This is a genomic window from Sphingobacterium sp. UBA7253 (assembly GCF_002472745.1).
GTDB classification, from domain to species: domain Bacteria; phylum Bacteroidota; class Bacteroidia; order Sphingobacteriales; family Sphingobacteriaceae; genus Sphingobacterium; species Sphingobacterium siyangense.
Genome location: NZ_DKSP01000048.1, coordinates 1 through 11,813, shown reverse-complemented (window position 1 = coordinate 11,813; position 11,813 = coordinate 1). Strand labels below are relative to the sequence as shown.

The 11,813-nt window shown below is 38.2% G+C and carries 14 protein-coding genes; 5 read left to right on the top strand and 9 right to left on the bottom strand.

All coding sequences use genetic code 11. The annotated features are described in order from the left end of the window. Window positions 1-25: 25 nt before the first annotated feature. The 4 genes from B2X72_RS04550 to B2X72_RS04535 form a co-directional block, all read right to left on the bottom strand. On the bottom strand, window positions 26-325 hold the full coding sequence (locus B2X72_RS04550; RefSeq protein ID WP_145326785.1) for a hypothetical protein: 300 nt from the start codon (window positions 323-325) through the stop codon (window positions 26-28). 112 nt (window positions 326-437) lie between these two features. Beyond that, the gene (locus tag B2X72_RS04545; RefSeq protein WP_286848402.1) at window positions 438-2,606 is read right to left on the bottom strand and encodes a GAF domain-containing sensor histidine kinase; all 2,169 of its coding nucleotides are present in this window, start codon (window positions 2,604-2,606) and stop codon (window positions 438-440) included. Between the two features lie 165 nt (window positions 2,607-2,771). After that, entirely contained in the window at window positions 2,772-3,398 is a 627-nt protein-coding gene (locus B2X72_RS04540; RefSeq protein ID WP_145326783.1) for a hypothetical protein, read from the bottom strand. A gap of 176 nt (window positions 3,399-3,574) precedes the next feature. Next, a complete protein-coding gene (locus B2X72_RS04535) occupies window positions 3,575-4,330 on the bottom strand; it encodes a Ku protein (RefSeq protein ID WP_286848401.1) in 756 nt (251 codons plus the stop codon). A gap of 128 nt (window positions 4,331-4,458) precedes the next feature. Between B2X72_RS04535 and B2X72_RS04530 the strand changes: the two genes are divergently transcribed. Then, the gene (locus B2X72_RS04530) at window positions 4,459-5,664 is read left to right on the top strand and encodes an NAD(P)/FAD-dependent oxidoreductase (protein ID WP_286848400.1); all 1,206 of its coding nucleotides are present in this window, start codon (window positions 4,459-4,461) and stop codon (window positions 5,662-5,664) included. Here B2X72_RS04530 and B2X72_RS04525 read toward each other — a convergent pair. The 3 genes from B2X72_RS04525 to B2X72_RS04515 form a co-directional block, all read right to left on the bottom strand. Then, on the bottom strand, window positions 5,661-6,635 hold the full coding sequence (locus tag B2X72_RS04525; protein WP_286848399.1) for a DNA topoisomerase IB: 975 nt from the start codon (window positions 6,633-6,635) through the stop codon (window positions 5,661-5,663). The two genes, B2X72_RS04530 and B2X72_RS04525, sit on opposite strands and share 4 nt — an antisense overlap. Before the next feature lie 406 nt (window positions 6,636-7,041). Further along, on the bottom strand, window positions 7,042-7,233 hold the full coding sequence (locus B2X72_RS04520; protein WP_088161638.1) for a hypothetical protein: 192 nt from the start codon (window positions 7,231-7,233) through the stop codon (window positions 7,042-7,044). A gap of 77 nt (window positions 7,234-7,310) precedes the next feature. Then, a complete protein-coding gene (locus tag B2X72_RS04515; protein WP_088161637.1) occupies window positions 7,311-7,811 on the bottom strand; it encodes an RNA polymerase sigma factor in 501 nt (166 codons plus the stop codon). A 402-nt stretch (window positions 7,812-8,213) separates the two neighbouring features. Between B2X72_RS04515 and B2X72_RS04510 the strand changes: the two genes are divergently transcribed. Beyond that, window positions 8,214-8,465, top strand: coding sequence for a hypothetical protein (locus B2X72_RS04510; protein WP_088161636.1), 252 nt, complete (start codon window positions 8,214-8,216; stop codon window positions 8,463-8,465). A 57-nt stretch (window positions 8,466-8,522) separates the two neighbouring features. On the opposite strand, the gene B2X72_RS04505 is transcribed toward B2X72_RS04510, so the two are convergent. After that, complete coding sequence (locus B2X72_RS04505; RefSeq protein WP_088161635.1) at window positions 8,523-8,873, bottom strand: hypothetical protein; 351 nt, start codon at window positions 8,871-8,873, stop codon at window positions 8,523-8,525. A gap of 145 nt (window positions 8,874-9,018) precedes the next feature. Between B2X72_RS04505 and B2X72_RS04500 the strand changes: the two genes are divergently transcribed. The 3 genes from B2X72_RS04500 to B2X72_RS04490 all read left to right on the top strand — a co-directional run bounded on the left by B2X72_RS04500 (window position 9,019) and on the right by B2X72_RS04490 (window position 10,276). Continuing rightward, on the top strand, window positions 9,019-9,597 hold the full coding sequence (locus B2X72_RS04500) for a hypothetical protein (protein WP_075992701.1): 579 nt from the start codon (window positions 9,019-9,021) through the stop codon (window positions 9,595-9,597). Between the two features lie 181 nt (window positions 9,598-9,778). Continuing rightward, window positions 9,779-10,051: a hypothetical protein gene (locus tag B2X72_RS04495; protein WP_088161634.1), complete on the top strand. Its 273-nt coding sequence runs from the start codon at window positions 9,779-9,781 to the stop codon at window positions 10,049-10,051. A 39-nt stretch (window positions 10,052-10,090) separates the two neighbouring features. Next, window positions 10,091-10,276, top strand: a complete 186-nt coding sequence (locus tag B2X72_RS04490) for a CsbD family protein (protein ID WP_075992699.1) — start codon at window positions 10,091-10,093, stop codon at window positions 10,274-10,276. Between the two features lie 84 nt (window positions 10,277-10,360). On the opposite strand, the gene B2X72_RS04485 is transcribed toward B2X72_RS04490, so the two are convergent. Next, window positions 10,361-11,813 (bottom strand): glycoside hydrolase family 15 protein (locus tag B2X72_RS04485; RefSeq protein WP_286848398.1); only part of this gene is annotated, 1,453 nt, incomplete at its 5' end.

The following is an 11,813-nucleotide window of genomic DNA, read 5'->3' as shown; positions in this document are numbered from 1 at the left end:
ATATCTTTACAGATTGACCCATCGGTCAATCTGTCTTTTTAGATATGGCCCGATTTTCGACATTTTCGTCCCAGGTAGCGGAAGACTTCTTTCCAGGGCTTATGTTGCTTCTTGTCTGCGGATTTTTATGTGTGTAGTTGATATTTTCCTCTTCTTCCGGATCGGTTTCATCTATAGCTGGATCAGGATGTTCGGTCGGATCAGTGTCATTTGGATCGGGAATAGTACGTTCCCCGAACAATCCTTTACGATACCAGATGTTACTAAAATAATAGGCAATAATTAAACCTCGTTTTACTACTGCATGTTGCAATATCTCTTCCATTTTCGATTTCTTTTTAAGTGATACGATCCTTTTTATTGGATGGTATTCTCTCCTTAAATGAACAACGTTAGATGGAAAATAGTTTGAAAGATTTCAGGATTTGAAACAAAGATCAATCGAGTAACATTTGCTCAGGAAATGGCTTAACAATAGGGAAGTAGAGGTGGACAACGGTGCCTATACCAACCTCTGATTCAATTTCGATACTTCCTCCCAATCGTTCCATTATCCGTTTCACCAGCGAAAGCCCAATGCCCGTACCAGGTATTGAACCCACATTGTCGGCTCTGGTAAACATTTCGTAAATATGAGGCAGGTGGTCACTTGGTATGCCAATACCGTTATCCTTGATCTGATAATGCGTATAATCGTCTTCGTCGGAACTATCTATTGTCACTAAAGGCCTGTCTGCTTGTGCAGAATATTTTATTGCGTTAACAATTAAATTGGAAAAAATTTGATACGCGGCACTTTTTTCGCCCCAAATTGGTAATAGGGTACCAAAAGTGGGTTGGCAATTATTGACGTTATATAAAATGCTATTTTCTTGAAATATGCGCTGAATTGTATAGGCCATGGGAAGTGGTTCCTTGTCTAAAATGCTGGAACGGTGCTGGCTCAACTGGACCATATTGTTGATAATATCTTCAATGTTTGTAACGCTTCGGCTGAAATTCTGGTACCACTTATTGATTTTTGTAAAATCAATATTGTCGGAGTGCTGCTGTAGAAATTGTATGCCCATTTTTAAGATGGACAAGGGATTTTTTAAATCATGAGAAAGGGTATGTGTAAACATTTCCAACTCATTGTTCAAACTCAGAAGCTCCTCATTTAGCAACTGACGTTCCTTTAATTTTGCAAAAATGGATTCCTTGATAATCTGATTCAGACGAAGGACAAAATTGATTTCAGCATCATTCCAGGGTTTGGCAACGTCATAGCGCATATCTTCCCAGATTTTGAGCTGTTTGCTTTCATGCGGCTCGTTTTTCAGCTCCATCTGCATCACCTGATTACGGTTTTCCTTTCTAAACCAAACGAGGTAATAATCGTTTTCCAAGCCAACCTTTAGATACATGAGCCCCGCAAAACCCAATTTATCGTTAAAGTTATCCTGATGATTCAGCCGAAAATTATAATCTTTGAAGAGGGCTTTATCGGTATGTTTTTGCAGGAATTGAATGATTTCATAAAATTGCGCTTTCTGCGGAGAATGACCATAGTTAAAAACATCGCCCTGGTTAAATATGGCCAATCCATCTGCATTGACCAGCTGGGTAAGAATATCCATATGCTGTATCAAAGCACAATTCACCATTTTATTTTCAGAAAGGCTCCTTTTTAACTCTTCTTCAGCGAGTTTAAGAAGTTCCGTTCTTTCCAACAGATTCTGTTTGACATGACTCTCATATTTGCTGGTGGCTGCCTGGATGGCAAACGTACATAGTTTTCGCTGCTGCAGATCGACCACCCGCTCTTCATCATTCTGTGCGACCACAAGACCCCAAAAGTCATCATCGATACAGATTCTAAAAAACAAGGCGCTTTGTACATTTATCTTTTTTAAAAAAAGCCGATGAAGTTCAGGTAACGGTGATAATAAACTCGAGACCGGATCAATTCCTTCGTCAGTATAGTAGAATTTTTGTCCCTCGATATTAATATTGGGAGCATATCGATATGAATAGCTCCGATAGTACGACAAGACTTCTTCGGGCATGAAATCTTTCGAGAACTCCATTCCTTTGAAATGGGCTTGTCCATCTGCTGTATGTTCCGCAATCACGGAACTATAACCCGTTTCCTGAACCTGCAAAACGAAAACCCGATCGTAATTCAGTAATTTGTTGACGGCCGAACAAACACGGTCCCAATTATTTGGTTGAATAGTATCTAGCAAAAAATTAAGCTCATTTATTTTTTTTGCAGCAATGTATTTTTTGTGTTGTTGTTCCCACTCGATATAGAAGTATTCATCGTGTCTTCGCAATTTTACATAAACACGTTCTTTTCTCATTTTAATAGGCAAAATATGGCGCGACTGCCCGTTTTCAAGTAGATCAGTTACTGCATTCTTGATTTTGGATAACGCTTCACCGAATGTATTGCTAAAGCTATCAAAGAAATGAGTTCCTAATAGGTTCTCTTTGGCGTCGTGATCATTTACGACAGATTCGGTTATCCCAACGACATTAAAATGTCGATCTAAGATGACCAGACTGCCAAAAGATTGAAGGATAATGATGGTTTGATTGTTAGATTGAAATGTATGATTCATAATACCCCAAAACTTCTTATGATATACATAAATATACAAAAAAAATTACGACAACATCGATTGAATCTTTTATAACAGAAGGTTATAAAAGATATAAAATTGCCTCATTGGGTTCTTTTTATTTCGAAATTAAAGCTGCTGCCAATTTCCGTTCGGCAGAAGGAACTAATGCTGAACATTAAACTCTTTGGCCACGGCATGAGCCATTCCTTTAAGAAGTGATTTCCATTGTGGGTAAGATGCCCCAATTTTAGCTGCTAGACCAATGAAATAATTCCTGACATTATCACTGATATTCTCATTGTCGACATTGATGATCTCGTTCCTTCCAGCGTATTGGAACAAAATACTATTCCTCCGTTTTTCGATCAAAAAGGTAGAAGATGAAACTCCTTCAAAAAAATGTGCTGTATTTTTATCCCCAGGATGGCTTGGATCGGGGCAAGGTTTTAATGTTATGGCAAAAACACTATAATCGTCCGTTTTGTCTGAAATGAGGCTGACAATATTTACCCAATCATAACCATCACTACTTGGAAGTCCAGGTCCTGGAATATCGAGTCTGATATAATCATGTAATTCGAGTAAGCGATCAATTGGAGTACCATAACCCGCTGTTAATTGAAACACAGTAGCAGGTATCTGAGCGAGCTCATGCCAATGGTTGACTTTTCTAAGATTGTTTATAGCCGAAGCATAGGCTAAATTGGCCATAGCTTCACTTGGAAACTCGAGGGATTCAAAGCAATCCAGGTGCTTACCTTCTTTCTGTTCCGGTATGATATTCTTCATCTTATTTCACTTCTTATGCTTAAAATATTGAATTTCTTGCTCGTGTTTTTTTGCCTCCTCAAGGGTATCAAAAGTACCCAGATTCCGACGTCTGTTCGTCTCTTTATCTGGATGCCTGGCATATATTCGATATTGCCCCGACTTTAGTTTACGTATCATGACACAGGGTATTTTGTTTAACCAAGGCTTGCTTTAAGTTTTGCAAGCAAATCATCTGCTTTTGTATGCTCTATTTTCATTTTTCGAATGGTAGGACGTTTACCCTTGTCTTTTTGTTTGATTATTTTGAGGAGCTCGTCCATATATTCGTTTTTATAGCTACTGATATCGAAGGATGTGCTGTGTTGCTCGATCAGCTGTGTAGCCATATCCATTTCTGCTTTTTGAATTTTAATTGCAGTAGGTAATTTAAGCTCGTCAAGTGATCTGATTTCCTGTTGATAACGTATTTTATTCAAAACCAATGCATTTTGATAGGGCTTTATAAGGGCTAGATGTTCTACATTTCGCATGACGAATGACCCTAAGCCCGCCATTTTAGTTTTTTCTAATGCTTTGAGCAATAACTGATAGGCTTTTTCTCCACCTTTCTGTGGCTCCAGATAGTAGGGCGTTTCAAAATATATACTGTCTACATCCATCAGTTTAACAAAAGCATGAAGATTGATAAGTTTGGTCTTTTCCGGACTTGCGTCTTCAAAATCCGCATCTTCCAGCACGACATAATGGTCTTTTATGAAATATCCTTTAACAATATTGTCCCATTTTACCTCTTTGCCGGTTTGTTCATTCACCCGCTTGAATTTAATATTGGATAGATCATTTCGATCAAGCATATCCAGATCTAAAGCAGCATTCTCCGTTGCACTATATATTTTAATTGGGATATTGACCAAACCAAAACCAATAGCCCCCGTCCAAATTGCTCGCATAAGTAATCTATTAATTGCTAATAAGATAACCTAGCTAATGCTCAAATGGTTTGAAATTTAATAAAATGCTAACCAAACTATTTCTTTTCAGAAATAGTTATACAAACATTCAATAAGCTTTTATTACAATGGATTTAAAGTCAAATGAACCTTTTTGGTTAATAAAAAACGGTCTTCTAAATAGTTATCCTTCCTTGCAAGATAATCTTAGCTGTGATGTTCTCGTCGTTGGGGGCGGCATTACAGGAGCCCTGATCGCACATCAATGCATAAACGATGGAAGGAAATGTATTCTTATTGACAAGCGTGAAATTGTGAATGGGAGTTCGGCAGCAACAACCTCTATGTTGCAATATGAAATTGATGTGCCTTTGTATAGATTAAAGGAATTAATTGGTGAAGAGGCCGCAATAGCGAGCTACAGAGCCTGTTGTGAAGCAATTGTCAAATTGGGGGAAATCGCAAAGAAGATCCGGTCCAAAGCTGGTTTCCGAACAAAAAAATCACTCTACTACGCGGCAAGGAAAAAAGATATCTCCTGGTTGAAGCAAGAGTTTGAAGCCCGACAAGCGGCAGGTTTTGACGTTAAATGGTTAACGGAACAAGATATCAAGGATCGTTATGCTATACATGGCGCTTATGCTGGAATTCTCTCGGCTTTAGGGGCAAGCATAGACGCCTTTTGCTTTACACATGAACTGCTGGCATACAACGTTAGAAAGGGATTATTGATTTTCGACAAAACAGCCTTAGACTCTGTATTATATAAGTCGGGGCATAATCTTGTAACCACTTCGACAGGAGCTAAAATCAAAGCGAAGAAAATTATTTATTGTACAGGATACGAAACGACAAACCTTATTCCGGAGAAATTTGTCGATCTATTGAGTACATTCGCAATCGTGTCAGAAGTCGATAAAGACAATTATGATCGGTATCGCGATCTGCTTATTTGGAATACTACTGAACCCTATCTGTATATGCGCACCACAGACGATCATAGGTTTCTGATTGGGGGAGAAGATGAAGAATTTAAAGACCCCATCAAGCGAGATAGTCTCATTTCAGCGAAATCACTTAAATTGGAAAAGTCATTTAACAAAATTTTTACCGATAGGGCCTTTCACGCAGATTTTGCCTGGGCTGGTACTTTTGGAACAACCAAAGATGGATTGCCCTATATCGGAAAACATGAAAAGTTTAAAAACTCATACTTTGTGTGTGGTTTCGGTGGAAATGGTATCACATTTTCTGTTGCAGCCATGGATATGGCAGCATGTTGGATGAATAACCTAAGCCATCCATTGGACGAATGGTTTAGGTTTGGACGTTAAACAATTGCCTTATCGGTGTGTTTAAGCAGAAAACGGTATAATTTATCCTCTAATTTCGCAAGCGGTAATTTACTTTTTATACTGGGGAATTTTCCCTCCATAAATAAACGTTGTATGGCAGGATGGATATAATAAGTCTGTGAAACAGTCTTTGTATTGCCGAGCTGCTCAGCAACATGTTTAATGACCTTGTTTAACTGTCTTTTTCGGGCATTAAGTGCCTCCGCCTGTTTTGTTTGGGCGAGCTGGTAAAAAGCTTCTCGACTGGCTCCCCAAATACGAATGCTTTTACAGCTGATCTGACCCGTAGAATTCTCCCGGAGATACTGATTAAAGGCGGCACCGCAGAACGTGCTTTCGCACGTAGCACTATCAATCTGAAATATCCTTTTTCCCTTCATTTTTAAAAGTTCTTCCAGAAGCTTAGCTTGTTGCCTATTGGACCATGACTTTTGCTGAAAAACCCCCTTTTTGCCTTTATAAGCCAAAGATATCGTGTTGTTTTCGATGGTGACGTGCCTTTTTTCCAGTGTACTTAGGCCATATGACTTATTGGTCAGTGTATAGCGCTTATTGCCGATACGAATTAATGTACTGTCCATAATTTTAAAAGCAATTGCACACAATTTGTCCATATCCCAAACCTGATGTTTGAGATGTTTAGTGCTGATCTTTCTTAATTCTTGCAAATATTTACCCATAAAAAGAATATTGCTGAACTTTGCCGCTTGCCGTTGGTCAACGAATTTCGTATGGTAGATATATTGTTTACGCTCTTTTTGATCGAATCCAAAAGCTTGCAGATCACTGGTCTTACTTTTGGCAATCCATACATCCTTCCAGTTGGGTGGAATAACCAGTTTCATAATTCTTTCTAAGATCTTTTTATCAGATACTTCTGTTCCTGATGTATCAAAATATTTAAAAGACTTGCCTATTTTCTTTCTTGTATAACCGGCTTTTACTTTCATATAATAATCTCCAAAGTCAACGTATGCTTAAACCCAAAAATGTTATTTAAATTTCTTATGTGAATGCTTGAGACCATATCAGTTGCCATTTGTTAATCAGCAGTTCGATCATGGTTGATCTGTATAAGATCGTTGATCATTCTATGGTCATTTATAAGTTTGGTTTCCATTGTATCATGCTGATGAGTGAATTTTTAATCTTTTTTGTAAGAACGGAAGAGAGGCATCCCCGGTTTTCGAAAAAAATAAGATGCGTATTATTCACATAAATCAAGGGTTTTATACAGGAAAGGGGAGACGGACTATCAGGTAAATAGAAAGAAAAATATATTAAAAAGGGTTACTTTCTTAACAAAAGCAACCCTTTCTATGGATAAATTTCAATGTTCTATGAGTAAATTCTCATCTATTTTGTTTTATTTACAGAAGGAGATTTTTTACCTTTTTCTGTCTCTACTTTAGTTTGATTTTTGTCTAATGTGTCCGTAACTACCGCTTGTACAATGGTCTTACCATTTCCCTTTCCAATGGGACCGCCACAGATAATCAGCGTAATGACCATATTGTGCTGATTTTTTGTTTTAACTTCTGATTTCATATATTTATTATTTAGCGAATTGTCAGCTATCCGGTTAAGTTACTTTAGGTAGATAACCTCAAAAGCTACGTTTTGTTTTATTTTAATTTGTAAATTTTAAGTTGTTTTTGAAGTTTTTTTCGCGTCATGTGTATCCTGGTTTTGATTGTTCCTTCAGGCATGCCAAAATAGGTGGCGATCTCATGGTATTTGTATCCCTCAAGGAATAATTGAAACACCTGGTAATTTTCTTCCGACAAACTGCACATCGCTTTTTGAATATCATCAGCGATAAACTTGCTGTCACTTTTATTGGATTCTACAGTGTTAGTGCTTTCTAGACCGATGTATGTTTCATGGATGTCGTTTATACGTTTGGCTTTACGATATTGGTTAATGTAAACATTTTTCATAATAACGTAGAGCCACGACATTAATTTGGGATGACGGATAAAATCATCGATCGATTTCAATGCACGAATAAGCGTCTCTTGAATTAAATCCTCTTTTTCATCGGGATCATTGGTGAATTTTCCCGCAAAATGTTTCAAAAGACTTCTTTTTTCCTCGACTAAAATATTCAAATTGGAATTGCTCATAGTATCGTTTGTTAAATTGATTGATGTTTATTTGATACATGGAGGTGCAATTAAAGTGCTACATTTACGTTTTCAGGTTCATCTAAAACTTGTTTAAACAGGCATAGGGGAAAAATACGTACACCTGCGTATTGATTATTTTGTAGCCTAAACGCTACAAGAGTACACAATTGAAAGCGTCCCGATAAAAATAGGCGACCGATTTGGGCCCGGTTAATTGGGTATTTGTTCCATTAAAAAATGTCTTTATTACGGGTATCCTTCTGTATTTAGTGGAGTGTGGGAACTGTCTGTTTTTTTAAGCAGAAGTTTAAATGATTGTTTTTTATCAGTTTTTATTAAACTAATAAGTTCTGAATGTGGTTCTTAAGAAAAAGATTGATCACAAAAACAAAATAAAATATGAAAAAGAGAAAGAAATTCACGGTAGTTTTGGGAACGTTATTATTTTGCAGCACACTATTCTTTGCGTGCCAAAATCCAAACAAAAATCCAGCAGAAGGAAGTGGTCAGGCGGACAATATCGCGCCGAGCGCTGCCGATGAAACAAGATACAATTTAAGCGAGCAACAAAAAATGAGCATGCAGAAGGATACCAGTTTAGCAGACACGCTTAGGAAGGATAGCATCAATGCTATACAATCTAAACCTTAAAGGAGCACTTAGAAAAGGTCACTCGGACCTCTTCGTTATATTCACAAAAAAACTCCCTTAGTTGTGGGAGTTTTTTTTATCCTTTTCTTTTTGATCTGAATCAGCATCATAAATATCTTCTTCTGAATGATCTGGTTTCTCTTTATGTTGATCCTCTTCTGTATTAATCTTTTCTCTAGTTGTGCGGTCGCGTTGTTCTTCTTCACTTGGATCGGGGCCAGCCATACTTTTTGGAGAGTTAAGTTTGCGATTGACCGCATCTCGATCCGAAACCTTGGATGGACTAAATACGGACTTAAGACTGTAGCTGTCCGGTTGGTTTTCCATTGGGGCTATTTCGTGCAAGAATAGGGAGCTTTCTTGGAAATAATCTGAAATAGCATCACCAAATTGAATTGCTGTATTCATCGTCTTTTTAATAGGAACATGAGTCAAATCTGATTGGTTCTCTTTTTTACAAAATGACAAAACGATATATTTTAAGAATAAATTTAAAACTTTTCATTTGTCGATCTTGTTATTAAACTAAAGTAATTTAGATAATAGAGATACTATGAGAAAATTGACACTTCTTTTATTAATAACAGCAGGAATTGGGTATCAGGCCCATGCTCAGAAAATTGAAACTACGCCACAGATGTCCTCGGATGTCGGAATTGAACCTATTCGACAAGGAAATTGGATGGTCGGTGGATCGATCGGTAATCTTGGCTATAGTTTTGAAGGAAAATCATTTAATGTAGCACTTCAACCACGAGCTGGTTATTTCGTGTCCGATGGATTGGCTATTGGTGCACAGGCAAATCTTGGCTTGGCTACTCAAAAAGATGCTGATAATGAATGGACTTATGGTGTAGCGCCATTTGTGCGTTATTACTTTCCAAATGCGGGATCAAGTACAGGTCGGTTTTTTGGACAGGGAGATATTGGTATTTCAGGAAGTTCTAGGGGCAAAGATGTCGCACTGGCTGTAGGAGCCAATGTTGGATATGCACATTTTATCACACGAACTGTTGCTTTGGAAGCTACCTTTGGCTACAATTATAGCAAGGCTAATATTAATACCGGCAGCGGTGCGAGTGGTTTAGGCGTTGGCGTAGGTTTTCAAATCTATTTACCAGGTAAACGCTAACAAAAAATAGTAAAAGCAATCTTTAACAGTATGTTTCCAATTAATCAATTGGAAACATTTTTTTTGGACGCCACCGTATAATTACTTGCTCTTGTGTATGAAAGACCTATTCTTTTCAAAATGACAAAAATTAGAAAACATTTGAAGCAACGTAGCTGTTTTTCTAATAAAAGGAGCTGAAATGATGACAGGGACAAAAAATATTGGTTTGGTACTCAAAGATAAAATGGGTAAATGGTCTTCTTATAATATTCCGTTACTCAAAGAGTGTCACCTGAACAACAAGCTTGTGAAGAGCAATGAGCTGGAAGGTATTTTTGTCATAGGGAGTTTGGCAACGGGTTTATACATATTTTCCTTGTATAAAAACCGTTTTATAGACTTGATGGGCAAGCGAATTGGGATGGAGGAGATCTGTGAACATTTTGACAGCTATAAACAGACATTAATATAAAAGTACATACATTTCATTTTTTAAAAACAAGGAGCATTTATGAGTAATTTAACATGGAAAGGCCGTTGGAACGAGCTGAAAGGTAAAGTGAAACAGCAATATGCAGATTTAACCGATGATGATCTGTTGTATGCCGAGGGAAAGGAAGATGAATTGTTGGGTAAATTGCAACAAAAGACCGGAAAAACCAAAGAAGAGGTAGAAAACTGGCTGGATAAATTGTAATATTTTATCAAGGCCATTTAATTGGCAATTATAAGCGTACAAATGTGCGATCAATTTATTTTGATCGCACATTTTGTTTTTATGTCATTGAAAAATTGGTTTATCTAATTTTATGGCAAGACGATAAACGGCATTCATCAATCCAACGTGACTGTAGGCTTGTGGGAAATTGCCCCATTGGCTGCCATTGTCCTCGGTAACATCCTCACTGAACAGCCCCAGGTGATTGCTGTAGGTCAGCAAACGTTCGAGGATCTCTTTCGCTTCCTCCACACGGCCGACACAGGCTAGCGCTTCCACGTACCAAAATGCACAGACTAAGAAAGTGGATTTGGGTCTGCCGAAATCATCCTGATGTTTATAGCGATAGAAAAGTCCATTTTCACCTTTTAATTCCTTTTCCAGCATTTCGAGATGATGAAGGGCGCGTTCCGATTTTGGGTCAAGGTAATCCATGACAATGAGCTGCAAGGTACTGGCGTCTAAATTCCGGCTATCAATAGCATTCTGATAGACTTTTCGCTCTTCGTCATAACAGGCCTCGATGTAAGCTTCTGCTTTTTTTAAGAGGACATTCGCGCGATCCTCCATATCTTGATAACCATTTTGACGCGCAATCAATAGGGCCGCCTTACATCCGACCCATTGAAAAAGATTGGAATAACAATGGTGGTTGGCAAAATTTCTAAACTCCCAGATACCGGCATCTTTTTCCTCTATAGTAGCCTCAATCTTTTCGAGAATGAAATTTACCCAGCCTAACACATTCTTGTTTTCATGGATTTTAAAACGCTGATCAGTGAAAAGAGGTAACAAGGCAATCATTGCTTGGCCGTATACATCATTTTGGATATGTTCAAAAGCTTGATTGCCAATCCGCACTGGACCGTTATCCTGATAGCCTTTTAGGTAAGGTAAGATCTGTTCTGTCAGTTCGGTGGTACCAAGGATACCATACAAAGGTTGAAGTCTTCCAGGGTTGCGATGCGTGATGCCAGCAATATAATTAGCAAAGCTTTCCATTTCTTCAAACTGACCGATGTGTGTCAATGCTGTTAAGACATAATAACTATCACGTACCCAGCAATAACGGTAGTCCCAGTTTCTTCCCGAACCTGGATATTCGGGCAGACTAGTTGTTGATGCGGCGATAATTGCTCCTGTATCCTCATATTGATGAAGTTTCAGCACCAGAGCCGATCGGATTACTTCTGTTTGATAAATGTTGGGGATACTACACCTTTTAATCCATCGCTGCCAATAACTGAGCGTCTTATGGAGGAAATCCTCACAGGTGCTTACAATGGCCGATTCGAAAGCTGCATCATACGTCAGTATAAGGTATTTATTTTCACTGATAATGGTCCAGCTTTCCTCTTGGAAGAAATGTGAAATAGGCAGATCAGTGGTAAGTCGAATCCGTTCTCCGACCTGATCGTTGCTATAAAGAATATGGTTACTGCCACGGGTAGGCTTAAGTGGCAATCGGCCGTAGTCAGCAGTCGGCTGACATCTGATGTTGACGCTAGGGGCACCA